General features: G+C 66.1%; 19 protein-coding genes and 1 tRNA gene. 11 read left to right on the forward strand and 9 right to left on the reverse strand.

The genetic code is table 11. The features are described 5' to 3' along the window. Positions 1-136: 136 nt before the first annotated feature. The 4 genes from ASF22_RS19505 to ASF22_RS19520 form a co-directional block, all read right to left on the reverse strand. Entirely contained in the window at positions 137-400 is a 264-nt protein-coding gene (locus tag ASF22_RS19505; protein ID WP_244474349.1) for a hypothetical protein, read from the reverse strand. After that, entirely contained in the window at positions 397-3,228 is a 2,832-nt protein-coding gene (locus tag ASF22_RS19510; RefSeq protein ID WP_056267365.1) for a glycoside hydrolase family 9 protein, read from the reverse strand. Before ASF22_RS19510 ends, ASF22_RS19505 begins: the two co-directional genes overlap by 4 nt. 87 nt (positions 3,229-3,315) lie before the next feature. Then, the gene (locus ASF22_RS19515; protein ID WP_162239593.1) at positions 3,316-4,533 is read right to left on the reverse strand and encodes a glycosyltransferase; all 1,218 of its coding nucleotides are present in this window, start codon (positions 4,531-4,533) and stop codon (positions 3,316-3,318) included. 359 nt (positions 4,534-4,892) lie between these two features. Next, positions 4,893-6,260, reverse strand: a complete 1,368-nt coding sequence (locus tag ASF22_RS19520) for an O-antigen ligase family protein (RefSeq protein ID WP_162239594.1) — start codon at positions 6,258-6,260, stop codon at positions 4,893-4,895. A gap of 337 nt (positions 6,261-6,597) precedes the next feature. On the opposite strand from ASF22_RS19520, the gene ASF22_RS19525 reads away from it, so the two are divergent. From ASF22_RS19525 to ASF22_RS19545, 5 genes are all read left to right on the forward strand, one after another. Then, the gene (locus tag ASF22_RS19525) at positions 6,598-7,944 is read left to right on the forward strand and encodes an oligosaccharide flippase family protein (RefSeq protein WP_056267369.1); all 1,347 of its coding nucleotides are present in this window, start codon (positions 6,598-6,600) and stop codon (positions 7,942-7,944) included. Positions 7,945-7,954: 10 nt separating this feature from the next. Beyond that, positions 7,955-8,947, forward strand: a complete 993-nt coding sequence (locus ASF22_RS19530) for a glycosyltransferase (protein WP_056267372.1) — start codon at positions 7,955-7,957, stop codon at positions 8,945-8,947. Positions 8,948-9,351: 404 nt separating this feature from the next. Beyond that, positions 9,352-10,470 carry a calcium-binding protein gene (locus ASF22_RS19535; protein ID WP_056267374.1) on the forward strand — a complete coding sequence of 373 codons (1,119 nt, stop codon included), beginning with the start codon at positions 9,352-9,354 and terminating at the stop codon, positions 10,468-10,470. 156 nt (positions 10,471-10,626) lie between these two features. Further along, on the forward strand, positions 10,627-12,375 hold the full coding sequence (locus ASF22_RS19540) for a type I secretion system permease/ATPase (protein WP_156647876.1): 1,749 nt from the start codon (positions 10,627-10,629) through the stop codon (positions 12,373-12,375). After that, a complete protein-coding gene (locus tag ASF22_RS19545) occupies positions 12,375-13,733 on the forward strand; it encodes an HlyD family type I secretion periplasmic adaptor subunit (protein ID WP_082479341.1) in 1,359 nt (452 codons plus the stop codon). Before ASF22_RS19540 ends, ASF22_RS19545 begins: the two co-directional genes overlap by 1 nt. 19 nt (positions 13,734-13,752) lie before the next feature. Here the strand turns inward: ASF22_RS19545 and ASF22_RS19550 are convergent, their stop codons facing one another. Continuing rightward, positions 13,753-15,783 carry an oligopeptide transporter, OPT family gene (locus tag ASF22_RS19550; protein WP_056267382.1) on the reverse strand — a complete coding sequence of 677 codons (2,031 nt, stop codon included), beginning with the start codon at positions 15,781-15,783 and terminating at the stop codon, positions 13,753-13,755. Positions 15,784-16,155: 372 nt separating this feature from the next. Here ASF22_RS19550 and gntA point away from each other — a divergent pair, with 372 nt between their 5' ends. Genes gntA through ASF22_RS19570 form a run of 4 tightly spaced genes read left to right on the forward strand, consistent with a single transcriptional unit; the run spans position 16,156 to position 19,423 of the window. Further along, positions 16,156-16,908, forward strand: coding sequence for a guanitoxin biosynthesis heme-dependent pre-guanitoxin N-hydroxylase GntA (gene gntA / locus ASF22_RS19555; protein ID WP_056267563.1), 753 nt, complete (start codon positions 16,156-16,158; stop codon positions 16,906-16,908). Between the two features lie 48 nt (positions 16,909-16,956). Further along, positions 16,957-17,904 (forward strand): methyltransferase, encoded by a 948-nt coding sequence (locus ASF22_RS19560; RefSeq protein WP_056267385.1) that lies wholly within the window; start codon positions 16,957-16,959, stop codon positions 17,902-17,904. Between the two features lie 39 nt (positions 17,905-17,943). Next, complete coding sequence (gene egtD / locus ASF22_RS19565; RefSeq protein WP_056267387.1) at positions 17,944-18,891, forward strand: L-histidine N(alpha)-methyltransferase; 948 nt, start codon at positions 17,944-17,946, stop codon at positions 18,889-18,891. Positions 18,892-18,934: 43 nt separating this feature from the next. After that, a complete protein-coding gene (locus ASF22_RS19570) occupies positions 18,935-19,423 on the forward strand; it encodes a DUF2243 domain-containing protein (protein ID WP_056267390.1) in 489 nt (162 codons plus the stop codon). A 665-nt stretch (positions 19,424-20,088) separates the two neighbouring features. Here ASF22_RS19570 and ASF22_RS19580 read toward each other — a convergent pair. The 3 genes from ASF22_RS19580 to ASF22_RS19590 form a co-directional block, all read right to left on the reverse strand. After that, the gene (locus ASF22_RS19580) at positions 20,089-20,949 is read right to left on the reverse strand and encodes an SDR family oxidoreductase (protein ID WP_056267395.1); all 861 of its coding nucleotides are present in this window, start codon (positions 20,947-20,949) and stop codon (positions 20,089-20,091) included. 211 nt (positions 20,950-21,160) lie between these two features. Next, positions 21,161-22,018 (reverse strand): manganese catalase family protein, encoded by an 858-nt coding sequence (locus ASF22_RS19585; RefSeq protein WP_056167237.1) that lies wholly within the window; start codon positions 22,016-22,018, stop codon positions 21,161-21,163. A gap of 257 nt (positions 22,019-22,275) precedes the next feature. Further along, on the reverse strand, positions 22,276-22,542 hold the full coding sequence (locus ASF22_RS19590) for a general stress protein (protein ID WP_056267398.1): 267 nt from the start codon (positions 22,540-22,542) through the stop codon (positions 22,276-22,278). 980 nt (positions 22,543-23,522) lie between these two features. On the opposite strand from ASF22_RS19590, the gene ASF22_RS19600 reads away from it, so the two are divergent. Further along, a complete protein-coding gene (locus ASF22_RS19600; protein WP_162238656.1) occupies positions 23,523-24,203 on the forward strand; it encodes a sensor histidine kinase in 681 nt (226 codons plus the stop codon). A gap of 1,238 nt (positions 24,204-25,441) precedes the next feature. Continuing rightward, positions 25,442-25,518 (forward strand) — tRNA-Arg (locus ASF22_RS19605). A gap of 77 nt (positions 25,519-25,595) precedes the next feature. Here ASF22_RS19605 and ASF22_RS19610 read toward each other — a convergent pair. After that, entirely contained in the window at positions 25,596-26,813 is a 1,218-nt protein-coding gene (locus tag ASF22_RS19610) for a monooxygenase (protein WP_056267401.1), read from the reverse strand. Positions 26,814-26,924: the final 111 nt, after the last annotated feature.

Here is a 26,924-nt window from a genome sequence, read left to right on the forward strand (position 1 = left end):
CCGATCACGCGGGCTCGGGTCGAAGCCCCTCGCGGGCCTCGAACCTCCGGGTTGCCCCTGGGCGCGCGCCAAGCGGACCGCAGGGACAGACCATGTCACGCGCGACGGCCGCCGACGGTACGCGCCGCCCCGCAGCTCAGGGTCGAACCGGGAGCTGCGCGAGGACCGCGCCGGCCTGGTTCCGGATCACCAGCGACCAGCCGACTTCATAACCGTGCAGCTCCCCCAGTACCGCGTCGGCTTCCGCGAGGGCATGGTCGAGATCGGTGACCTCGACGCCCTCCTCGTCGCGCAGGATGGTCTGGCCATCGGTCAGGTCGAAGTACAGCCGCAGTTTCGCGCCCGCCGCCGTACCGGGGTCGGCCATGGGCCGACGGCTGGAATCGGAGGCGCGCGTCATCGAGCCGGGCTCCGGGCCTGTGTCGCGAGCTTGGCCTGCGCCGCGAGATGGAGCCACAGCGCAGCGGTGGTGACGATGGTTTGTTGTACGGTGTATTCCTGCTGCATCACCATCCCGGGGTGTTCGATCAGGTATTCGAAATAGGGCATCGCGAAGCGGGCGGGATGAATGCGCCGATGGGCCGGCGCGGTCGAATCGCCCTCCGGGAAGATAGCCCAGGCCGGACCGAACAGCCATTCCGGAGAGAAGGCCGATTGAGGCCCGAACCCGTAGATCGTGATGCCGGGTGGCACCGGCACGCCCATGGCACGATGGTCCTCGTGAAGCGGATGCCGGACCTGCCGGACCCCGATTCCCGTCGTCAGGCTCAAGCCCAGCTGGTTGGTGCCGAGCAGCCCTTGCGCGGTCTGCATCATCAATCCTAGCAGCTCGGGGTTCCCGCTCAACCGGTGAGCGCGGAGGAACAGGCGGGTCATTCCTTCGCCCGGCGCGGTGCCCTGGCCCCAGCCCGCGGGCGCGTAGGGGTGCTTCATGCTGGGATAGGTCCCGCCGCGCTGAACGGCCGCGAACCCGGTCGCCTCGCGGACCAGGCCCACGTCGATCCGTGTGCGGATCTCGGGTTCGGCCTGCGCGGCCCGGGCGTAATCCCAGGCCGCATCCGCCCGGCGCTCGGCGATCCCGAACCCCGTGCTCCAGGCCTCCTCGAAGAGCTGCCCGAACGCCCGTCCCTCGCCCAGCCGGAACAGGGCCGCGGCGGCGGCGACGCGGAATTCCCCCGTCAGCCGCTGCAGCGTCGCCCGGCGTGTTTCCCAGGGCACCGCCGCGAACAGGTCGGTGCGCCGTGCCACCGCGAGGGCATCCGCATAGGCCGCGTCGGGGTCGTTGAAACCGGCCTCGGCCCAGCGCCACGCCCGCAATGCGCTTTCGCGGAACAACTCCGCCAACGCGGCCTGCCCGGCCTCGCGCAGGACCCGCGCGAGGCCGGCGGCCGCGCCGGCGTAACGGTAGGTGGCGAGGGGATCGGGGGCGTAGGCGAAGACCCTGTGGTGTTCGAGAAAGCTCGGCTCGCCGAGGAGCGGGTAGCGGGCACTCTCGATGCCGCCGCTCACGCCGCCGTCCGGCCCCTGGAGACGGCGGAAGAAGTCGAGGAGCCAGATCGGCTCGTGCAGGAGATTGGGCAGGGCGTCGGCGGTGGCGTAGATCGGATCGTCCAGCACCTCGCTCGAACGGGGCAGGCCGAAATCGGCGGTCCGGAGGTGTGGCGGAAGGCCCTCGAATACCTCGAGGAGGAGCGTCGCCACATCGACGTGCTGGATCCGGCGGTCCCAATCGCCCGCATCCATGTAGCCGCCCCAGACGTTCGACGGGGCATTCCCCCCGGTGAGCCATGCCGGCTCGGCCCCCACCTCCGACGAGGCGAACCCGTCCAGTCCCTCCGTGGACCAGGCAAGCGGCATCCGGCTCCGGCGGACCGGGGCCTCGGGCATCGGCCGGAAGGCGGCGGGGCGGCGATAGCCGAAGCGTCCGTCGAGGGCGATCCCGCTGCGGTGATTGTACAACCCCCCGATCGCGACCCGCGCCGCGCCGAGCCAGACTTCGTCTCCGACCGGGAAGGGATCGGAAACGCCGAGCCCGGGGATCCAGAGGCGGTAGCGGCCGGGGCGCTTCGGCTGCCAGGCTGAGTAGTCGAGTTCGAACACGAACGTGCCGGCGCGGTTCGCCGCATGGGCCGGCGCGACGGTGCCGCCGGTGCGGTCGGAGACCGGGAGCGGTCGGTCCGGCCTTGCCGCCACGAAGCCGTCCGGGGTAGGCTGCGCCACCGTGGCGAAGATCGGAATCCGGTCGCCGCCGAGTCCTTCGAGGGCGATCCGCTGGCCGTCCCGCAAGCCATGGGCCCGGGCCGAGACCTGTCCGTCGCGGGCCCGGAACGTGCCGATGGGTCGACGGAGGCCGTCGGCGTCCACGCTGTCGGCCAAGGGTTTGGGCAGGCCGTTGGTGGGCTCCGGTGTGTCGGGTGTGGCCCGCAGGCCGATGTCGCCGGAGAAGGCCGCCGCGCCATTCTCATCCAGGATTGCGAAGCGCTTCACCCCGTAGCGGCGAAAATCCACGGCCCCCAGGTCGGGGCCACCCGGCAGCCAGAGGGCGAGGTAGGCGGTCTTGGCGATGTCGGCCGGGGCGTGCCCGAGTTGGGTGCCGCGTAGGGCGAGGGCCCGGGTGGTGCGGTCGTCGTAGGTGAAGGCCGTCGGTGGCAGCAGGTTGCCGGGCCACGCGAGGGTGTGGGTTCCGCGCGGAACCGGGCCGTCGAGCTTGAGATAGATCTGATGGCGGAAGCTCGCGCCCGTCCGGGTCGCGCCGCCCTCATCGTAAAAGATCCCCGATTCGTAGGGCATCGATTTGCGGTAGACGGCCACCACCCGGCGGCCGCCGATCAGGCCGTAGCCCGCAGCGGCGTCGATCGCCCCCCGATCGAGGTGATGACCCGGCGGCGCGTCGCTCGAACGCAGGTGGTCGCGCTTGGGGCCGATCACCTGGGCCCACGCGTCCCCGTGCCGGACCCAGGTGCCGGGCGCCTCGGATCGGGGCGCATCGAGGGCGAGGATGCGGCCCGGCACGAAGGGCGGGTCGCGCACCTCCACGGCGAGGATGTCCGGGGTGGCGACCGTGATCTCCTGAACGCTCACCAGGCCGGGAGCCGGTTCGGTCCGGGCGGGTTGAACGCTCGGGGCCGCCGCGAGGAGCAGGCTGGCGAGGATCGAGCGGGTGACCACCCTGCCCCCCCCGATGCCTGCCGGGGGGGGCAGGGTGAGCCGTGCGTTGCCCACTTTCATCGGCCATCCGGAACCCGAGCCGATGTTCCGGCCAATCCAGTATCGAGCGCGGGTGACTCGCGCGAGGACGACGCGGCCGGGCACGGTTCAGAGATACCGCCGCAGGAGTTCGGCGCGGGTGCGATAGACCGTATCCTCGTCGAACTGCGTGCCGGTGCGGGCCGCGGCCCGTATCAGGCCCGCGAGACCCGCGCGGTCGCGGTCGAGGTCTGTGAGCCCGGAAACCAACGCATTCCCATCGTCCATCCGAACGAGGCGCCCTCCTCCGTCCTGGCCTATCAGGTCCTCCGAGTAGGGACTGCCGTAGCCGATGAGCGGCGTGCCGCAGACGAGGGCCTCGATGAGACATCGGGGGGATTCGGGCGTGCGATGGCAGAACAGGAACAGGTGGGCCGCGCGCATGGCAGCCAGAAGCTTCTGGCGATCACCCTCGAAGCCGGGCAGCGCCACACAATCGGCGAGGCCGAGTTCGCCCGCCCGTGCCTGCATGGTCTCGCGCAGGGGGCCATCGCCCCACCAGGTCGCCGTGAACCGCATCCCGCTCTGCCGAGCCCGATGGAGCGCGTCCAGCCAGTCGAGCGGCCCCTTCATGGCGTCGGCCCTGCCGACATAGACGATCTTCAGCGGCTCGCCCTTCAGGAGAGCGCGGCATTTGTCCGCGAGCGCGGTCTCCGTGACGAGGTCGTCGCGGGTGGTGTGGGTGTCGTAGACACAGAACGGGTTCCGCGCATGGGGGGCGTAGGTCCGGAACGTATCCTGCCCCTGGAACAGGCCGAGATGGCTGCGCGCGATCAGGTGCTGATGGTAGCGTACCATCAGTGGCAGCGTGAGCGCGTTCTTCATGCGTCTGCGGAGCGGTGCATCCGTCCCTGTCCGGCGGATCACCTCGTGCTCGACCCGGTCGAACCAGACGGCGTAGGGCCGCCGTCGGCGGATCGATTCGAGGGCGGCGACGCCGCCCCAGTCTCCGGCGAGTGAGCCGAGGGTGTAGCAGAGATAGCGGCTTCTCCGGACGAGGTCCGTCAAGCGGCGGCGCGTCCCGGCGTACCGCGCCGCGAACGTCGCGATGCGGTAGGCCTCCGGCAGGGCGACGACGGACAGGCGATCCGCGCAGGCGAGATCGTCGACCGGACGCCAGACGGTGGAAGCCTCACCAACGGCGGGCGGACCTGCGCCCGCGTCGATGCCCGTATAGGTGATCCGAGCGAAGTTCTCGCCCCAGCGATCGAGGCCCGCGCAGGTCTGATCGTCGAGGCACAGCCGCCCCCCGATCCGCCGCAACGCCACGTGGGTGACGAGAAACACGCTGTCCGGGACCGGGTCGGAGGCCGGGAGGGCGATCGCTTCGCCGTGCGTACCGAAACCTCCGTCGCCGTTCGTGTGCGATCGCGCTGCGACGGCGAGCGGGTCTCGTGCGAGAATCGTGGAATCCGATCGGTGGGACATCTGCGGTTCGCCTGCCGGTGGAGATCGGCCCGACGACGCTAGGAACGCGTAAGGATCGGCACAACACCTTCTTTGTACGCGGTGCCCGCATGGCCTCGTCCCGAAGTGGTACGATGGCCGGTGGTCCGGTCGAGCCCTCGCCGCGACCGCCGAGCGCTCCTGCCCTGCTCAGCCGAACCGGAAGCGAAGTAATCCCTGCTCCCCTCGTGTCGCACGGGTTACGTCGCGGGCCGGAGCGCCTTGCGTTCGGGCCTTGGCGACAAGGATCGCATGGACGCCGGCATCGACGCCGGCATGTGTGCCCGCACTTGCACTTGATAGGTCACGCCGAGGATCAGTCCGATCGCCACCGCGAGGAGGTACAGACTATCGCGCAACAGCAGGATGTATTCGAGGGTCGAGTGAAGACAGACCATCAGGAGGCCGACGCCGAGGCCGATGAGCAGATCGCCCTCCGGGCCGGCTCGGCTCGGCCAACCGATCCGGAAGGTGGTGACGAGAGGGTAGCCCAGCAGAAGCACGAAGGCGACGAGGCCGAACCAGCCGGTCTCGGAGGCGGCCAACAGGTAGGCGTTGTGGACGAGGTTGTTCCGGTTGCCCTCGTTGGCGATGACGCCGGCGCGTTCCGAGTAGCCGAAGTTCTTGGCGACATAGACGTAGTGGTTCGCGCCAACTCCGAGCGGGTTGCCGAGCAGGATGGCGGTCGCTGCCCGCTCGAAGGCCGCCCGCTCGTCGTATTCCTCCTCGCGTAGGGGATCGCGTTCGAAGCGCTTCTCGAACGAGGTGACGGCGAGCGGTGCGAAGCTCAGGGCGACGCAGGAGCCGGCGATGCCGAGCAAGCCCTTGCGCAGGGTCAGATGGCGCAGGCTCGACAGCACGTAGATCAGCACGAGGCCGAGAGCCGCGTAGAGCAGCGCGGCCCGCGACGTCGTGAGCACCACGGTCGCCATGCCGGTAAGCGGTACCAGGATGGTGGCCCAGCTTCGACGGCCGGCGAGCAGGAGCGCGACTTGAGGCAGCACCGCGAGGTGGAGGACGAGGCCCAGGGTGTTCTGGTGAGCGAAGGTTCCGCTGGTTTGCACGATGCCGAGGCCGAAGCGTTGGTAGGCCGTGATGGCGCATTCGAGGACGACGCCGAGCGCCATTCCGGTCAGCAGGTTGCCCGCCACCTTCGGATCGGTGCTCGCCCGTGCCACGACGATGAGCAAGAGCGCGGCGCGGCAGATCTGCCAGAAGTAGAAGAAGGCCGCCGTGGGCTCCGCCGCCTGGCCGATCGAGAGCAGGACGGCGACGAGGTAGAGCGCCAGAATGATCGAGAAGGACGAGCGCAAGGGCGGCCGCGCGAGCCCGACATAGATCGCCAGACCGAGGAGATCGAAGGCGCTGACCTCGATTCCGCTGACGAGGCCGGGCCAGTCCGCCCCCCAGCTCAGCACTGCGAAATCGAGCTGTGGCAGCCCCGGCTGCAGGAACGGCAGCAGGCCCATCAGAATCCACAGCCGCTTGCCGAGCACAGCACCGCCGCGGACCCAGACGGCGAACGGCACCATCATGCCGAGGCCGGTGGCGAGGATCAGCTCTTTCACCACGGTCGCTCGTTCCCGTTCATGCCATCGAATGCCTGACATTCGTGACGCGACGATAGCGGCCCACGCTCACGGGGCGTGCCTGCGTCGTTCTGAGGAGCCGGCTCACCCGAGGTCGGTAGGCCGTACGCCCTTCGGCGCGGGTTCGGAGAAGCCGTCCTGCGAATGGCAGCGTTCGCGGGCGCCGGACCCCTTCTAGGCTGACCGCCGCAGCAGCCGAGGCCGGCTGGCGAACGGATCAGGCGGGCAGGGCGACACGTGATCCCTCGGCACGCGTGATCCCGGCCGGCCGTTCTGTCTGATTTCCGGCGAGTGACTTGTTCCAGGAGCGCACCCGATGAGCACACTGACGATCTCGCGTGGCGCGATCCTCAGCGGCAGCGCGTGGATCATCGGCATCTACGGCGTCAGCGTGATCGTGCGCTTCGCCTCCAACGTCCTGCTGTCAAGGCTCGTCGCGCCGGAGATCTTCGGGATGGTGGTGGTGATCCTGGCGATCCGGATGGGGGCCGAACTCCTGTCCGATGTCGGCCTCGGTCAGAACGTGGTCAACAATCCCCGCGGTGATCAGCCGGCCTTCTACAACACGGTCTGGACCCTGCAGGTGCTGCGCGGGCTGTTGCTGTGCGGGCTGTGCTGCGCCTTCGCGGGCCCGCTCGCCGAGCTCTACGGGGTGCCGGCGGCCGCCATCCAGTTCGGGGCACTCACCCTGGCCGTCCTCGGTATGACCTCGACCTCGCAGTTTCTCCTGCAAAAACGCTTGCGCGTTCAGACGCTCACCCTATTCGATTTCTTCCAGGATACCATCGGCACCGCCTTGATGCTGCTCCTGGTCTATTGGAGCCCGACGATCTGGTCGATTTTGCTCGGAAACCTGTTGAGCGCGCTGCTGCGCGTCGGTGGCAGCTTTCTGCTCCCCGAGGGCGGCAACCGCCCAATGCTCGACCGACGTCATGTGGGCGAGATCTTCTCGTTCGGGAAGTGGATCTTCCTCTGGTCGATGCTCGGGTTCTTCAGTCTCAACTTCGATCGTCTGTATCTCGGCAGCGTCGCACCCCTGGCGCTGCTCGGCATCTACGGCATCGCCCGCACCATGGCCGAATTGCCGGCGCTCCTCGCCGGACGGCTCGGCCACTCCCTCGTCTTTCCCCTGGTGTCCGCGGCCGGAGAGATGCCACCCGCGCGGCTGCGACGGGAGATTGGCTCGATCCGCCTCTGTTTCCTGCTCGCCGCGGCGGTTGGGATCGGGGCCGCGGCGGCGGGCGGCGATTTCGCCATCCGGGCGATCTACGACACGCGTTACGCGCTCGCGGCCGCCATGCTGCCGCTGCTGCTGCTCGGCACCTGGGCAACGGTTCTTTGCACCACGAACGAATACGTTCTGATCGGACGCGGCAAACCGCAATACGGCACCGCTGCGAGCAGCGTGAAGCTCGCCTATCTGGTGATCGGCTTGCCGCTCGCCTTCACGGCCGGCGGCATGCTCGGAGCGATCCTCATCCTGGTGACCGCCGACGCGGTCCGTTACGCGGTACTCCTCGTCGCGCAGGTCCGAACGCGCGTCAGCTTCGGCGCGCAGGATCTTCTCGCCACCGCTGTGCTCCTCGCAACGCTGTTGATGCTGACCGCTCTGCGCGCGGGGCTGTCCCTCGGAACGGCCTTCGACGGCCTGTGGCATCTGTGAGGGGGCCGCGATGATCGAGCCTGCGTGCCGGACCCCGATCCTGGGTGTCGTCGTGATCGGGCGCAACGAGGGGGAGCGGCTGCGAGCTTGCTTCGAATCGATCGACCGCACCATTGGTCCCGTAGTCTACGTCGATTCCGGCTCGACCGATGGCAGCGTCGCCCTCGCGGAGAACCTCGGCGTCGCCGTCGTTGTTCTCGATACGGCCCGGCCTTTCACGGCGGCCCGGGCGCGCAACGCCGGTTTCGCGAGGCTGCGGGATCTCGCGCCAAGCCTCGCCTTCGTGCAGTTCATGGATGGCGATTGCGCCCTCGCGCCGGGCTGGCTCGGCGCGGCCCACACCTCTCTCTCGGCACGCCGCGATGTCGCCGTCGTCTGCGGGCGACGGCGGGAACGCCACCCCGAGCGTTCCGTGTTCAATCGCCTGTGCGATCTCGAATGGGACACCGCCCCCGGGGAAGCCCTGGAATGCGGTGGCGATTTCCTGGTTCGCACCGAGGCCTTCGCGGCGGTGGGCGGCTTCGACGGTGGCCTCATCGCCGGCGAGGAGCCGGAACTCTGCGTCCGATTGCGCGCGCGAGGCTGGCGGATCTGGCGCCTCGACGCCGAGATGACCTTGCACGACGCCAACATCACGAGCCTGCGTCAGTGGTGGTGGCGCATGGTCCGCAGCGGCCATGCCTTCGCCCAGGTCGCACAGGTCCATCGCGGCTCGCCCCACGCCATCTGGCGGGCGGCGGTGCCGCGGGCGGTCTTCTGGGGCGTGGGCCTGCCGGTTCTGAGCGGCCTCGGCGTCTTCGTCCACCCCGCTGCGGCCCTGCTCACGTTGCTCTACCCGGTCCAGCTCTGCCGCATCGCGCGCCGCCGGAGCGTCGCCGGACGGGGGGCTTGGGCCTATGCGGGCTTCACGCTCCTGGGTAAGCTCCCGGAAGTCTTCGGAATCGCGACGTTCTACGCAAATCGAATGAGCCGACGCTCGGCAGCCTTGATCGAGTACAAGTGACCGGGAGACTTGTGACCGGGAGACTTGCCGAAGTTCGTTGCGGGCATGGACCCCCGCCGTGTCACCGCCATGCGACGCCCGTGGTGTCGCTCGTCGCGGATTGAGGACGCGGGGGCCCTTTCGTGGCCAAATCGAATCCCAACGAGGGCCTGGAACACCCTGGACGATCGACAACCGCACACGAATGGACATCGAAAGTCAGGATTTCTCACGAACGAAGGCCGTATCTTGCGGCTTGATGCCACAACTCGACATTCGGATCCGCGGCTCTATGCCCTCCCGACAGGAAAGCTTATCGATACGCTTTTTCCCATAGTAATAATACCGATTAACATATGCGAAATCGTGTTCTTTTGTGGCGAATTACAGTGGATGGGCAGGTCCATCAAATGTGAGGATACGCAGTGGCTAGCATTTCGGGTACGAATATCGGCGACCAGCTCACTGGAACGGCCGAGGACGACATCATCCTCGGTTTGCTGGGGAACGATACGATCACCGATCCGGGTGGCTTCAACCGGATCGACGGCCAAGACGGCAACGATTCGATCTTCGGCGGGCCGAACGTGGATTACATCGCTGGCGGTCCCGGCGACGACCTGATCCGGGGCGGCGCCGGTTCGGACCAGATCATCGGTGAGGCTGGCAACGACACCATCTACACCGATGATGGAAATGATTACGCCGCCGGCAATCCTGGTGACGACATCCTGTATGGGGGCGCCGGCAACGACTTCCTTATTGGCGAGGCGGGACGAGACCAGGTCTTCGGCGAGGCCGGCAACGATCTCGTTGCCGGCGGGGACGATGACGATCTCGTCGATGGCGGTGATGGCGACGACTACGTCGATGGCGATCTTGGCAACGACACGTTGTTGGGGTCCGCTGGTAACGATACGGTTTTCGGCGACTTTGGCGACGACAGAATGTCGGGCGGCTCCGGCACCAACACGCTCGACGGTGCGGCCGGGTACGATACGGCGGTCTTCAATTTCAACTTCAGGGATGCGGGCGTCATCGACTCCGCCGGGTCGCTGGCGAAGATCTCCGGAACCGGCAGCTCTGACACGGTCAAGAATACGGAGGCTTTCGAGTTTCAGGACAGGACCATCGTGCAGGCCGATGGGCAGCCCGGCGTGGACGATCTGTTCTACCTCAGCCGGAATGGCGATGTGTTTGACGCCGGTCTCGATGCCGATGCGCATTTCGCCGAGTACGGATGGCGTGAGGGACGCGATCCAAATGCCTTCTTCGACACCAAGGGGTATCTCGCCGCCTACGGCGACGTCGCCGCTGCGGGGATCAATCCCCTCGAACATTACCTGACCTATGGCTGGAAGGAGGGACGTGACCCGTCCGCGAACTTCGATACCAAGGCTTACCTTGCGCAGAACGGCGACGTCGCTGCAGCCGGGCTCAATCCGCTTCAGCATTTCCTCGAGTACGGCGCCGGCGAAGGTCGTGCCGCGGTTGCGGGGGATGGGGCCTTCGCTCAGGCGGCCGGGGTCGGCATCTACGTCTGACCTCGAGCTTTTGCTTCAGTAGGCAGGCGACGGTCCCGCAGCTCTCGCGGCTGCGGGACCAGACTTGCGCCCGAATCCGCTCGACCGAGGCACACCGCCGATGCCTCGCGCTGTCGAACGTATTTGATGGCAACCCCCTCGCGAAAGACCGTGACGATGCAGAAGGACTCCGCCGAGTTGGTTTCGGCACTGTCGCGGTGCCGTACGGCATTTCTCGGCGTGGCCGCCATGAGCGGTTTCGTGAACGTGCTCTATCTGACGGGCTCGTTCTTCATGCTCGAAGTCTATGATCGCGTCATTCCCAGCCGATCCGTGCCGACTCTCGTCGGCCTCTGTGCCCTCGTTCTCGTGCTTTATGGCTTCCAGGGGCTCCTCGAGACCCTGCGCGCCCGGGTGCTGATCCGGATCGGCGCGGCCCTGGACGAGGCTCTCAGCGCGCGCGTCTTCGACATCGTCGTGCGCGCGCCCCTCAAGGGCGCCACCCCCGGCGATGGCCTCCTGCCCTTGCGCGACCTCGATACCCTGCGCGCCTTCCTCGGCGGGTCCGGCCCGTCCGCCTTCTTCGATCTGCCCTGGATGCCGATCTATCTGCTGATCTGCTTCCTGTTCCATCCGCTCATCGGGGTCGCCGCGGTGGTGGGAGCGGCCGTGCTCGCGACCTTCGGCCTCCTGACGGATTGGGCGACGAAGCATCCGGCGCAGACGGCAACCGGCCACGGCCTGCGCCGCAACGGCCTCGCGGAGGCCGGGCGCCGCAATGCCGAGGTTCTGGCCGCCATGGGCATGCAGGGACGCCTCGCTGCACGCTGGACCGGGGCCAACCGCGACTACATGCGGGCCCAGCAGCACGCCTCCGACGTCGCCGGCGGGTTCGCGGCTGCGTCCAAGGTGTTCCGCATGGCCCTGCAATCGGGCGTGCTCGCGATCGGCGCCTATCTCGTCATCAACGGCCAGGCCAGTGCGGGCATCATCATCGCGAGCTCGATCCTGGTGGCGCGAGCGCTCGCTCCGGCCGAACTCGCCATCGCCAACTGGAAGGGTTTCGTCCAAGCCCGGCAATCCTGGGCGCGCCTGTCGGAGCTCTTCGCCCGCATGCCGGCGAGCCGCCAGCGCCACGCGCTGGTGGCTCCCAGCCGATCCCTTCAGGTCGAGAGTCTCAGCGTCGCCCCTCCCGGCACTCCGCGCCTTGTGGTCCAGGACGTCAATTTCAGCCTCCAGGCTGGTCAGGGGCTCGGCATCATCGGGCCGTCCGCCTCGGGCAAGTCGAGCCTGGTCCGCGCCCTCGCGGGCGTCTGGCCGGCGGTGCGCGGCAAGGTCCGCCTCGACGGGGCGGCGCTCGACCAGTGGTCGGCCGACGACCTCGGAGTCCATCTCGGTTTCCTGCCCCAGGAGGTGGAGCTGTTCGCCGGCACCATCGCCGAGAACATCGCCCGCTTCGACCCGCAGCCCCCCTCCGGGGCGGTGATCGCCGCGGCGCAGGCGGCGGGCGTGCACGATCTGATCCTGCGTCTTCCCGAAGGCTACGACACCCGGATCGGCGATGGCGGGGCGGGCCTGTCTGCGGGCCAGCGCCAGCGCATCGGGCTGGCGCGTGCGCTTTACGGCGACCCCTTCCTGGTGATCCTGGACGAGCCCAACGCCAATCTCGACGCCGAGGGCGAGAATGCCCTGACCGAGGCGATCCTCGGCGTTCGACGGCGCGGCGGTCTCTGCATCGTCATCGCCCACCGGCCGAGCGCGCTCGCCGCCGTCGACCTCATCCTGATGATGGCGGAGGGGCGAGCCCAGGCCTTCGGCCCCAAGGACGAAGTGCTGAAGCGCGTGCTGCGCCCGGCGCCCGTTCTCGTGGAGACGCGTCCCGCCGACACCCGCGCCAAGGCCGGCGCCCTGCAGGAGCGTGCCTGATGGATCTCGCGCTCCCCTCCACGGGTCCCGCCTCCCCGGGGCCGCCTGCCGCCACCGAGGAGTCGATCGCGCGGGAGTCGATCCGCCGCCATCTCGTCGTCGGCCTCGTCCTCAGTCTGCTCCTGGTGGTGGGGGTCGGCGGCTGGGCGACGTTCACCGAGATCTCGGGTGCGGTGATCGCGCCAGGTCAACTCGTGGTCGAGTCCGATCTGAAGAAGGTGCAGCACCCGACGGGCGGTGTCGTCGGTGAGTTGCGGGTACGCGAGGGCGCCCGGGTCCAGGCCGGCGACATCCTCATCCGCCTCGACGAGACCCAGGTCCGGGCCAACCTCGACATCATCCTGAAGGCGCTGGACGAGCTGTCCGGCCGCCGCGCCCGCAACGAAGCCGAGCGCGACGGCGCCACCCACATCACCTTCCCGCCCGAGTTGCTGGCGCGCGCCGGCAGCGACCGGGCTGTAGCCCACCTGATCGATGGGGAAACCCGGCTGTTCAGTGCCCGCGTCGCCGGGCGCGCGGGTCAGAAGGCGCAGCTGCGCGAGCGAGCACAGCAACTTCGCGAAGAAATCAAGGGCCTTTCCGAGCAGATCGCGGCCAAGGCGCGCGAGGTCGGGTTCATCACCGGCGAGCTGCAAAGCGTGCGCGAACTCTACAGCAAGAACCTGGTGCCCCTCGCCCGCGTCAATGCCCTTGAGCGGGATGCCACCCGGCTCGATGGCGAGCGCGGACAGCTCATCGCCGCGACGGCCTCCGCGCGTGGCAAGATCGCCGAGACCGAGTTGCAGATCCTGCAGATCGATGGCGACATGCGGACGGAGACCGGAAGGGATCTCGCCGAGATTCGGGGCAAGTGGTCGGAATTCGTCGAGAAGCGGGTCGCGGCAGAGGATCAGCTCAAACGCGTCGACCTCCGCGCACCGCAATCCGGCATCGTGCATCAGATGACCGTGCACACCATCGGCGGGCTGGTGACGCCCTCCGAGCCTGCCATGCTCATCGTGCCAGAGGCCGACCAACTCGCGGTCGAGGTGAAGATCCAGCCGCAGGACATCGACAACGTCCGCCTCGACCAGCCGGCCGTCCTTCGCTTTCCCGCGTTCAACCAGCGCACCACGCCGGAGATCGGCGGCGTGGTGAGCCGGGTCTCCGCGGATGTCAGCGTCGATCCGAAGACGGGTTCGAGCTACTATACCGCCCGGATCCGTGTGCCCGAGGACCAGCGGCAGCGGCTCGGCAGCGTGCGCCTCGTGCCCGGAATGCCCGTGGAGAGCTTCGTGCAGCTCGGGGATCGTTCGGTGTTGAGCTACCTGCTCAAGCCGTTCTCCGATCAGGTCGCCAAGGCGTGGCGCGAGCGGTAGCGGTGTCTGGTGCCGCCGATCAGGGGGCGATGCTCGATCCCTTTCCCGGCGCCCGGGAGACCAGACGATAGAATGTCCCGATCGCGACCACAAAGACGGCCAGACCGATGAGGGGGGTGAAGGGGGTGACCCCGGGACCTGTGATCGCCAGGGAGGCGCTGCGGCCGGTGAGGGTGTCCGCACCGGCCAGAAGTACGCCGATGAAGCTCTCCCCGACGAGGAAGCCCGAGGACAGGAGCACGCCGCGACGGCGCACCGCCTCGTAAGCGTCGTCCGTGGCCGACGTGCGACCCTCGAACCCGCTTCGAAAGGCCCGCTCGCTCAACCAGGCGATGACACCCCCGATGGCGATCGTGACGACGACGTTCAGCGGAAGATAGATTCCGATTCCCACCGTCAGAGCGGGAAAGACGCGTCCGCTTCGGCGCAACCAAGCCTCGAAACCCACGAGCAAGGCGCCGAGCCCCATGCCCGTGAGCACCATGGCCCAGGGCAGCTCGCCGTGAACGATGCCGCTGGCGATCTGCGTCATCAGGGCTGCCTGTGGCGCCGGCAGGGCCGCGGCTTCGTCCATGCCTTCCCGCGGCAGGGCGCCGACGAAGCCGTAGGCGTTGTAAAGGAGCGCCAGCAAGGGTGCGATGACCAGGGATCCGACGCCGACACCGACGATCAGCACCGACTCCTGTCGCCAGGGCGTCGCGTCGACGAGCTGGCCCGTCTTCAAGTCCTGCAGGTTGTCGTTGGCGATGGACGCCATGGTGACGATCACCGCCGCGATGAAAAGGGCGAGGCCGATGACGAACCGGTCTCCCTCAGGTCCCGCCGCGCGGCCAACCACGAGGGGCAGCAAAAGGGCCACCAACATCGTGGTGAGGATGCCGATGCCGGAGATCGGACTCGATGACGAACCGAGGAGACCCGCAAGGTAGCCGCACGCCGCCGCCATGAGAAAGCCGAATGACACGGTGAACACCGTCGCGGCGAGGATCAGCACCGGAAGCAGGCCGGCGAGTTCGGCACCCATCGAGAACTGCCCGAACAGCAGGGCCAGTGGAACGGTCAGCGCGGCGGCCGCTCCGACGACCCAGGTGATGGGAATGTCCCGCTCCTGGCGCGGCAGTTCGCTGAGTCCTCGGCCGGTACCGCGCGCGGCCTTCAGGGCGGCGCGGACGCTGGCGAGGATCGGTCCCACCAGGGTCGCCACGGTCCAGGCGCCTCCGACCGCGATGATGCCCGCCCCGATCAAGCGCACCTGCCCCGACCAGACCGCTTCCGCCGCGGCATCGGGCGCGAGCCCGCCCTCGGGCGCGAACGCCGTCATGAACGGGACGGCCAGGCCCCAGGCGATGATCACGCCGGTGAGCAGGGCGAGGCAGGCGCCGATGCCGACGAGATAGCCGACCCCGACGAGGGCGAGGGAGAAGCCGGTCCCGACGCGAAACAAGGCGTGGCCCGCCTGCAGGGTCGTGTGCAGGCCCTCACCGAGAAGGCGCAGGCCGCTCGTCCCGAACGCGATCAGGGCCGCCGCGCCGCCGGCGCCGAGCAGGTCGCGCAGGCCGGAGCCCCCGGCGCCGTGATCGCCCGATGTGTCACCGGCTTTCAGTACCTCGGCAGCGGCGGCCCCTTCCGGGAACGGCAATCCCGCTTCGGCCACGAGCGCCCGCCGAAGGGGGATCGAGTAGGCGACGCCGAGCAGTCCGCCGAGGAGACACACGCCGCTCGTCTGCCACAAGGGAAATCCGTTCCAATGTCCGATCAAGATCAGGCCCGGCAAGACCAGGATGACGTTGCACAGCGTCCCTGCCGCCGAGGCCTGGGTCTGAACGATGTTGTTCTCCAGGATGGAGCTGTCGCCGAACAACCGCAGCAGTCCCATCGATAGCATTGCGGCTGGGATCGACGACGAGAACGTCATTCCCGTCTTGAGGCCCATGTAGACGTTGGCTGCCATGAACACGACCGTGATGGCGGCCCCGAGCAACAGACCACGAAGGGTCAGCTCACGGGACCGGTCCGCATGCGTGCGATGTCGGCCGGTCTGAGCATTCATCGATCAAACCCTCCCGTGCGTCCGATGCACCGCCATCGGCCGATCGCTCGGCGGCCCGCCCCGGATGTGCCCGGACGGTGTCCACGGTGCCTGGAGAAGCCATTGTGTATGCCATGAAGAGGTTATCGGAAAGGTCGATAGCCTAGAGCGAAGCTATCCAAGCATAAAAATCAAGAATTAACATAGTTTAATTTAGGTTTATCATCGCAGATCGGAACAATAGAATCATACATGCGTTGTCGATCCAACATCATCGCTCAAGCTGGCGCGCCGCTGAATCCGTGCTGCCGCGGGCAAAGTCAGCGCCCGGATCGCTCTATGCTCGGGCGACAGCAATCCAAGACGAACCACGCCAAGAAGCACCGGATCCGCATGCTCTTTCCGACGGACGATGCCAGTCACCCCCTCGCCGAGCGCTTTCGTTCTTTCATTCGCGATGTGTCGTTCCCATGCGTTGGCGCAAAGTCCGCCCTCGCGCGCAGTCAGCTCAAGATTCTCGTTGCGCGCGATATTACGGCACACGCAGACGACTTGCGGATCTATACGGCAGTGCTTGCCTTCATTTGTCGCTATCGCGCCCGGCCCGACCAGTTTCAGAGCTTCGCGGTGCTTTTCGAACAGCCGGCATCCCTCACTGAAGTGGCCTTCGAGCGTTGTCTCTGGACGCGGGCCCAAGCGTTGTCGAACCAGGACAGCGGCTTGGGGCACGCCTACGATTCCCGCGTCAGCCCCGATCCGGAGGATCCGCACTTCTCTCTCAGCCTCGGGGGAGAAGCGTTTTTCATCCTTGGTTTGAATCCACGGGCGAGCCGGCCGGCGCGACGTTTCGGGCGGCCGGCACTCGTCTTCAACTTGCACGACCAGTTCGAGCGCCTCCGGACCGCCGGTCGCTACGAAGGTCTGCGCGACGCCATCCTTCAGCGCGACATCGCGCTTGCAGGTTCGGTCAACCCGATGCTGGCGCGGCACGGTGAACGTTCGGAAGCCTGCCAATACAGCGGGCGTCACGTCCAAGAGACCTGGGCCTGTCCGTTCACGCGTCAGCCGGAGACCCGTCCACGGCCGAATGCTCAGGACGGGATACGCATCGTGGAGGATCTACGGAGCGGTGCCTTCGCGGTCTGACGCCGCCTTCCGAAACGAATCCGATTGTCGCACAGGGAGACGAGCGAGATGAACCCGATACGGCGTGAGACGGAGGACGCGCTCGTCGGCCTGATCCAGGCTGTGCGGGCAACGGGTTACGCTTTCACTACGGTGACGCCGGCGAGCCATGCCCGTGTCAACGCGCGACCGGGCGCAGACTGGGCACGCGATCTCGGCGACGTCCTCGGCTGGAGCCGCCCGTTCCGCGAGGGGGTCGTGCCGCCGGATCTCCTCGGCGCCATGTACCGGGCGGGTGTGATCGAGACCGTGGAGGGGGGTGCGCGCGCGACCATCCGGGTCTCGAGCCTCGATGGGGAACTCTTCCTGCACTCGGCCTACCCGCCAAGCGCCACCGATGCGGTCTTCCTCGGGCCCGATACCACGCGCTTCGTCTCTGCGGTGATCATGCATCTCTCCGAGCGTGACCAGCCTATTCACCGCGCCGCCGATATCGGCGCGGGGTCCGGGGCTGCGGGCATCGCCATCGCGAAGCGCGCACCGGGCGCCGAGGTGGTCCTGGTCGACATCAACCCGGCCGCCCTGTGCGCCGGCCGGATAAATGCCAGGGCGGCCGGTGTCGGCGGCATCGTACCCCGGCAGAGCAATCTGCTACGGGAGATCGAGGGTCGGTTCGACCTCATCGTCTCCAACCCGCCGTTCATGATCGACCGGAGCGGGCGCACCTATCGCCACGGCGGCGGTGCCTTCGGCGAAGGCTTGTCCCTGGCCGTGGTCGAGGCTGCCGCCGAACGCCTCGCCCCCGGCGGCAGCCTCGTTCTGTTCACCGGATCCGTCATCGTGGGCGGCACCGATGGTTTCCGCGACGCTGCGCTGGATCTCTGTGAACGGGCCGGTCTGCAGGCCCAGTACCGCGAATTCGATCCGGATGCCTACGGCGAGGAACTCGACGACCCGGCCTATGCGGAAGCGGACCGCATCGCCCTGGTGGTGCTCACGGCGACCCGTCCCGCGTGACGTCCTGACGTCCAACGAAAATTCCGAAAGATCCGCTTCATGACAGAGACCGTGGTCGACGTGTCGATGGCCCAAGCCGATGTGTTGTCGAGCATCCTGCAGGGATTGTCCGAAGCGCAGAAGCGCCTCCCAGGTAAACTCCTCTGGGACGAGAACGGCTCGGATCTGTTCGAGCGGATCTGCGCGAGTGTCGATTACTATCCAACCCGTACCGAAATTGCTCTTCTGACTCAGGTTTCGGCCGAAATTGCTCCATCGATCGGCTCCTGTGTCACGATCGTCGAGTTCGGCAGTGGAGCGAGCCGCAAGATCCGTACGCTGCTCGACGCCCTTGATCGGCCGGCGCGCTACATCGCCCTCGATATCTCGGGGGATTACCTCGACGCCGCCATCGCGGGTCTCGCGCCGTCCTATCCCGGCGTCCACATGATCCCGGTGCACGCCGATTACACGACGCCGGTGCACGTGCCCGTCGATCTCTCCGGGACCACGGTGCTGGGGTTCTTCCCCGGAACGAGCATCGGCAATTTCCTGCCCGACGATGCGAAGCGGTTTCTCGAGCGGGCCCGCGCCACCCTCGGACCGAGCCGTTTCCTCGTGGGGGCCGATCCGACGCGCGACGTTGCGAGCCTGATGCGCGCCTATGGGAACGCCGACGGCCTGATGCCGGCATTTCACATCAACCTTCTGACGCGCCTGAACCGCGAGTTCGATGCCGATCTCGATAGCGACAATTTCCACCACACGGTGCAGGTGCACCACGATCCGTTTCGGGTCGAAGCGCACCTCGTGGCGCGCACGAGCGCGATCTACCGCCTCGGCGGCACCGCGATTCGATTTCGGGCCGGCGAGAGCATCCTGACGGACGTCTCTTACAAGTATTCACCGGACGAGTTCCAAGCCCTCGCGAGGGAAGCGGGATGGTATCCGGAGCGGGTATGGCTCGATCCGCAAGGCTTGTTCAGCCTCCATCTGCTCCAGACCTGATGGCGGACGGTAGACTTCCGGCAAGGCATCTCGGGGTGCGTCAATGATGATCGATCGAAGTGACCTCGCGGACTTTCCGACCTCGGCAGCGATTCTGTTCGGACTCGGTATCGGCGGATTTTTCGACGGGATCGTGCTGCACCAGGTCTTGCAATGGCACCACATGCTCACGAGCGCCGGGTACCCGCCCGACAGTGTGGAGAATCTTCAAATAAACACCCTGTGGGATGGGCTGTTTCACGCAAGCACCTACCTGTTCGTCCTCGGGGGGCTCGTCGTTTTGTGGCGCCACGCACGCCGGAACCACCTTCGCTGGTCGGGCTGGCTGCTGCCGGGTGGCATCCTGATGGGCTTCGGACTCTTCAATCTCGCGGAGGGCACGATCAACCATCACCTTCTGGGCCTGCACCACGTCAACGAGACGGTTCCACGTGCACAGTGGATCTATTGGGATCTGGGTTTCCTGATCTGGGGCGGTGCCATGCTGATCGGTGGTTGGATCATGCTGCGATGTGGTCGAATGCGCACGTGATCGCTGCGCGGTCGGTCGGAGACATATCGGCCATACCGTGAAGCCCAACGATGTCCGGCGAGGCATCAACGGAGGGAACTGACCGAGATCGGTCGAGTGTTCGCCCGCAATCGCACCGATGCACAGAACAACCGTGTGGTTCTGACGCCAGCACGGTTGTTCCGGGCGCGCGTACGAAACAAATAGGCGTCCGCTCGCTCTACCGCCCACCGCCGCTGCCGCCACCGGCACTTCCGTTCGGAATCGCCCGCTCGGGGAGGCTCGCATTCCCGCCTGCTGCCGAATCCGTGGTCACCGTGTCGGCTCCCGTCGGGCCCCGCGAGATCACCAAGTCGATGTCGTTGCCGGTGGTGTTCGGTTGTTGCTGCACGATGGTTCCGGGTGGGAGCGTGTCCCCGCGCCCGATCGGAGTCTGCGCCAGGGCCAATGATCCGGTGGCGGTCAAAAAGCAGAGTGCAGCATAGGCCGAAGTTTTAGATTTCATTGCACGCTCCTGTGGTCGGATCGATTTGAGGTAAGACAGCTATTCGAGGTTGGCTGCTGTCCGGGAAGTCATCGGCACCATTCGGGCCGGTAAGTCGACCAAAGCCTCGATCTTCTCGGAAGATGACCGGGTGTCACGCCGCCTTAAAGGCGAGTGGGGTGCGGCGCGTACGAATGAGCGTCTAAATGATCGGTTTGCCACCCGTCACCGCGACCGTGGCGCCTGAGACGTAGCTCGCTTCGGAACTCGCCAGCATCACGTAGACCGGTGCGAGTTCGCAGGGCTGCCCCGGACGTTTCATTGGTACTTGCGAGCCGAAGCTGCGGACCTTTTCCTCGGGCATCGTCGCCGGGATGAGCGGTGTCCAGATCGGGCCCGGCGCGACGCAATTCACCCGAATCTCGCGCTCCGCCAGCATCTGAGCGAGTCCGCCGGTGAAGTTCTGAATGGCGCCCTTCGTGGTGGCGTATGCGAGCAAGTGGGGGCTCGGCGAGTCGGCATTGACCGACGTGGTGTTGATGATAGCGCTGCCCGGTTTCATATACGGGAGCGCAGCCTTCACAAGGTAGAACATTGCGTGAATGTTCGTTGCGAAGGTGATTTCCCACTCAGCGTCGGAGATCTCTTCCGGGTTCGCGAAGGTTTTCTGGTGAGCGGCATTGTTGACCAGAACATCGACTCGCCCGAACTCCACCACGGCCCTGTCGACGATGGCGCGGCAATGGCTGGAATCCTTCACATCCCCCGCCATCCGGATCGCCTTGCGGCCTGCGGACTGGACCAGGCGGCACGTTTCCGCAGCGTCGTCGTGCTCGTCGTAATAACTCACGAGTACGTCCGCCCCTTCGCGTGCATAGGCCAGGGCCACGGCGCGGCCTATTCCACTATCGGCGCCGGTGATGATCGTGCTCCGGCCCGCGAGGCGTCCCGAGCCCTTGTAATGCGCCTCGCCGTAATCAGGTTTCGGATCCATATCCACATCGCGCCCCGGCGGTGTGAGGGGGCGCTGATTCTCGAACGGCGGCTTTGGGAATTGCGTCATGGCGAACGAGGTTTCCTTGCCGAATTTTTCTGTCGAACAAGTTCACTTGCAGAACTGACCCTGGAGCCGTCGACCCGGGAGACCGCGTGTCGACCGAGGCCGCATCGTGGATGCGACCTCACCGGTGACGGGTATGCGGGGAACGGGGATGGCGAAGCGACCTCGAGAAGACCCGAGCGGCTCCGACACCGCCGGTTCGGAACGCCTCAAATCAGGCGATCTGTTCCTTTTGCGCGCCGCTGTCGGGGCGTGCGGGCCCCAGAACCGGCTCTTCGCCCATGGGTACGTTCTGCACCACGTTGTAGGTTCCCTTGCCGTCCAGCGACGGACCGCTCGTCCAACGGCCTTCCGGCGGCACCGTGCCGTCCGCGGCCGTTCCGAAGAAGCTATAGCTGAACTTCTCGTGCTCCTTGCTTTGCGGGAAGCTGTTGGGGATCGGCAGGGCGCCCTCGTGGCCCCCCAATTCTTCGACGACGGCGAGCCATTGTTGCTGGTGCATCGTGTCGCGCGCGATGAGGAAGCTCCACATGTCGCGCATTCCAGGGTCGTTCGTGGCGTTGAACAGGCGGACGGCCAATGTCCGCCCCGTCGCCTCCGCCGCCACGTTACAGTACATGTCGGCGGCGAGATTCCCGCTGGCGTAGATGTGTGACATGTCGAACGGAGCGCCGTCACAATTGGCCGGAAACGCAGCCATCCCCGTGGACAGCAGATGTCGGTGCAGCATTCCCTCGACGAGATGCCGGGGGTTCTCACCACCCATGACGGCGCCCACCACGGCGTCCGCCACACCGGCTTCCTGAACCTTCGTCGGGGCCGTCTCCAGATTCATCGCGACGGCGGTCGCCAGCATCTCGATGTGGCCGATCTCTTCGGTCGCGGTGTGAAGAAGCATGTCGCGATACTTCGTTGTCGGTCCCCGTGCGCCCCAACCCTGGAAGAAGTACTGCATGCAGACGCGGATCTCACCTTCGATGCCGCCGATCGCCTGTTGCAGCATACGCGCGTAAACCGGATCGGGTGAATCGACCTTGACGGGATATTGGAGACGCTTGTCGTGATAGTACATGGTTTAAGCCACCTCAATGCATCGCCGCCCCATGCTTGCGGCCCGGGACGGCATGGATGGTGAACCGCGGTCCCACCGCACGGCATGCGCGGCAGGAGAGGACTTGGAGGTGTGGGCCGAGTCCAACGCCGTAAAACGGAACTGGACTTGACTCATGCCTCCTTATCGAAACGGACGTGGCCGACTCGAATACAGGACCAGGAAGGCAGATCTCGCGCTTTAGCCTGCCGACCCGTGTCCTGATGTGACTTCAGCGGTCAGGAACCACGACCGCCGTGGCTCGCCTCGCCGCCTTTTTTGCCGGCCTCCGAAGCCCGCTCGCGGTCGTTGGCAAAGTTGCCACCGCTGGCCTGTCCGCCCTTGTGGCCAGCCTCCGAAGCCCGCTCAGGGTCGTTGGCGAAGTTGCCGCCACTGGCTTGTCCGCCCTTGTGCCCGGCTTCCGAGGCACGTTCCCGATCTTCGGCGAAGTTGCCGGATCCACCGCGATGCTCGGACTGACCCTGATTGCCGTTGGATTGTGTCATCTCACCCTCCTGATTGTTCGGTAGATGAGATCCAGGAACTCCAGACTTAAAAACAATGTTCCAAGAAAAATCGTGGTATCGAACCAAAAATATATAGATATAATCTATGATAAATCGAGATAACTCAGGATAAGCCGATGACAGATGCTGGTTTTATCCGCAGGCTTGGGACGGCGTGCCCCTCCGAACAGATCGCGAGCCCAGGATGGGGTTTCGGGACCCGCGAGGCCCACCGCAGCTCGACAACCGGCGGTCAGGCATGCGCTCGGTCAGCGCAGTCCACAAAGGTTCCGGTCCGACGGAGCTGCTGCATTCCGAGGTAAGGGGCGCCTGCCATGTCTGCAGGCCGGGCGCGCCTTGATTTCCCGCTGGCCCCATCTGGACCGATGTCGCATGCATCGCTCGACGCGCTATCTCCGCGTCAGGGATCGGCGGTCCGGACCGATGTCTGTGGTATCGCCGAGGAGTCTGCGTCCGGACCCGATGACTTGCAATGCGTCTCGGCTGGAGCACTCCCGCCGGGCGACGGCCTCGAGGTCTCGCAGGTAGATGATCACAGGTTCGCGAATGGTGTCGGTGCGGCCGATCACGGGCTCGACTTTAGCCGTGACATGCGTGATCACCGTATCCCAGAATTCCGGGGTTTTCGCGCGATTTCTTGGCATGAGGTACGACTCCTCCGATCGACACCGACACGTGTCGGACATCGAAAGGAAAGCTTCATCAACATAGGTTTCAGGTGGTGTGCGATTCTCGTTGTGCACCTTCGATCCGCTGGGCCGTTCATGGGGCCTGCATCCCTGCGAGGGGGCTTGCATGTTGCAGGTGGGCCTGCAGGTGGGCCTGGAGGTGCGCCTGGGTCGGACTAGGCACTCGGGACAAGGTCGGCGTCGTGTGGGCTTAGGATCTGTTCACGTCCGGTTGTCGACACCTCGGGCACGAGGATGAGCCGTCGAAGGTTCACGCCATGCGAGGATTCCATGAGCAGCGATGACGGGGACGACTGGTCTCCTTCCCCGGACGGCAATCTGGCGGGTCGTTGGTCCGAGCCTGAAGCGCACCCGATCGCGCTTCCACACCGAAGCCGGAACGTCCTGGGCATGATGCGTTCCGTCATCCGGCGTACGGTCGAGTCGAGTGAGACGCTCGAAGATTTCGCCCTGCATATCGAAGGTCGCCTCGACGCGCTCACCCGTACGCAGTCGGCGATCGATTGCGCGTCGGATGGAGGCGTGGATCTTGCCACCCTTCTGGCGACGGAGTTCATGGCCGGCCAAGCCCGTGAAGACGATCAGGTTTCCCTCGATGGGCCATCGGTTCGGCTGGCACCAAGGGCCGCGATGAGCCTGGGATTGGCATTCCAGGAACTGACTACGAACGCGATCAAGTACGGAGCCCTGTCGGCCCGGGGCGGCCACGTATCCGTGACATGGCGCCTGAAACTATCCCACGATGCGCATTGGCTCGCGGTCACGTGGCAGGAGCGCGGCGGTCCGAGGATCGCGGCGGCACCGCTCGTCACTGGCTTCGGTACCGAGATGCTGAACCGTACGCTCGCGGATGAACTCCAGGCCGAGACGATACTGAGCTATGATGCGGACGGTCTGCGCTGTAGCCTCAACTTGCCCTTCACCGATCACGCCTTCGCGCGCGAGACGTGAGATGTGATTCGCTGAGCAAGGCGTCGACGACGGCGGCTCGCCCGATAGGCACGTTCGTGAAGAAAAAGAGGGTTCCGATCCGTCGTGGCCTGCGACGGCACGATGCGATCGCTGCTCGGTGATGTCCAATCCAGATTTCACAACGTGCCGGCTATAGATGTTTCAGTATAGTCTAGCGCCGACCGACCAATAGATCACTGCGTGACGATGGTTCGGTGCTCTACCGAGGTTTGAGCTTTAATCCATCAATCTTATGTGAAATCTACCGCGGAACGAATCCCTGAGATTTGTTTTGGATCGTTTGCCTACGCGCTTCCCGGTTGAGGTCCAGGATCGGGCGAACTCACGACATGAGTGAGGTGCCCGTCCCGATGCTGCGTGTTCTACTGTGGTTCGGGCTCGCCCGAATATCAGGAATTTATATTTCCATCTGGATGACGAATATTTGATCCATCTGATATAAACATTGGCGAGGTTTATACAAATGTCACTCAATGGTAATCAATACGGCTCGGCGGAAAAGAGAAAATCGAAAAACTTGCTGTTAATCCTGGGAATTTTGGTGGTACTGATCGCCGTCGTTTTCTTGGCACTCTACTTGTTCGGACAGCGCTTCGGCGTTCCAGTCTGAGCATGCCCCATCGGATCGGCAGGACGGATTCCAGCTTCATGGGGTCGAAGTCGCAAGGACGACGGATTCGCGTGACCATCCTATCGAGCCTCTGCATCCTATCCTTGACGTGGCTCCCAGCACGCGCGAACCCTTCGATGGCTGGCGCGATGACGCAGAAGTCGGATTGGCGGGAAAAGTGCGAGCGACGTGCCCAGCAGAATGGGATGCGGCACAAACTAAGGGCGCCGTTCGTCACGCAGTGTATCGCAGGATATCGCATCAACGCGGGTAAAGATCTTCAATCGAACAAACAGAAATTCTAGTCACCTCCGGTCGGTCGATGCCTCGTCATTGAGAAGAAAGCGCGCGCCGCGGAGCCGAAAGAGAGCTTTGGAATGGTCGTATCCCTGGAGGGCGAATGAGCGCGGTCGATCTGGGTTCGAATTCGGGCCCCGGGTATTTCATCGGAAGCTCGGCGCCACAGCCTTGTCACTTCGGCAGCCTCCTCGCCATTCCCGGCAATGTACGTGTAGCCGCGACGCTGGGCAGCACGCATCCCGAAAGGCCGAGCGCTCGGGGTTGACCGACCGCGAGACCCATGGCTTCTACGGGCGCTGGCACTCCCGACTCCGTAGCTCAGCTGGATAGAGCAGCCGCCTTCTAAGCGGCAGGTCGTTGGTTCGAGCCCAACCGGGGTCGCCAGTTTCTGCCGCACCAACTCTTCGAATCTCGGAGTGTTTCGATACCGCCGACCCGGACCCCCGGCGTTCGCCCGTCGCTCAGGCGGATCCGACCCGGTACTGGCGCGGCGGGGCCGTGCCGTTCACCGCGAAGTCGCCGACCGTGCGGTCGCGGTAGATCCGGGGATTGTGCGAGGCGATGGTGCGGGCGTTGCGCCAATGCCGATCCAGGCCATGGCCACCCTTCACCGCCGAAGCGCCGAGGGCGTCGAACAGCGTCGTGGTGGCTTCCAGCACGAGGTTGGTGACCACGCTGACGGCCTGGTTGACCTCGACATCCGCGATGGCCGCAGTGGCCTCAGCGGATCGACCGGTGCGATGCACCGCATAGGTCCGTTCCAGGGACTCGGCCGCCTTGAGGACGATGGCGCCGGCGGCGTAGGCCGCGCCGCGCACGCGACCGACCACCTGCTGCACCTGAGGGTCGTCGCCCGAACGGCTGCCGTTGCCGTGGCTGTAGACGCGCTGGCGCTCCGCCACGAGACGCGTGACGTCGAGGGCCGCCGAGCGACCGATCCCCGCGAGGGTCGCGAGATGGACGAGTTGGAAGAACGCCATGGCGTAGGGGAAGCGTTCCGGATCGGGCTTGATCAGCTCCGGCCCGAGGCCGACGTTCGTGAACACCGCCGTGCCGCTGGCCGTCAGCGCCTGTCCGAACCCGTCCCAGTCGTCGAGGATCTCGACGCCGGTTGCGCGCACGGGGACCGCCGCCACCATGGCGACGCCGGCCTCGTCCTGCGCCGAGACGTGGATCCAGTCGGCGAAGAGCGAGCCGGTGGTGTAGAACTTCCGGCCGTCGAGGCGCCATTGCGCTCCGTCCGGCCGCAACACCGTGTCGAACTGCCCGACCTTGGCCTCGCCGGTCTCGGAGACGCCGCTGCCCACGGTCTCGCGGTCACCGATCCGGCCGATCCAACGGGCCCGCCACGCATCCGACGACGAGCACAGCATGTCCTCGGTGAAGCCAAAATGCGCCCGCAGGGCGTTGGTCACGTTGGGATCGGCCTGAGACAGCTCGATGAGCAGATTGAACAGCTCGGGCAGACTCGCGTCGAAACCACCCGCGTCGCGTGCCAGCCGGAGGGTGGTGAAGCCGGCCTGCTTCAGCCAGCCGATCTCCTCATGGGGCAGCGTACGCTCCCGGTCGCGGGTCACGGCGGTGGCGCGGATCCGCGCGAACACCGGCCGGAAGCCCGCGGCGAGATCCTCGTAACGTGCGCTCGGCCCCGCGCCCCATCCCGCATCTGTTTGTACCATTGATCGTTCCCATCCCGGCGAAGGCGCGGAATCGAGGGCACCCGGCAAGGCTCTGCCCAACCCGATGTCACGCCGCATCGCCTTGGAGTCGGCAATCCGCAGGGTCGAAGC

The sequence above is a fragment of the Methylobacterium sp. Leaf87 genome (assembly GCF_001422775.1).
Taxonomy (GTDB): Bacteria; Pseudomonadota; Alphaproteobacteria; order Rhizobiales; family Beijerinckiaceae; genus Methylobacterium.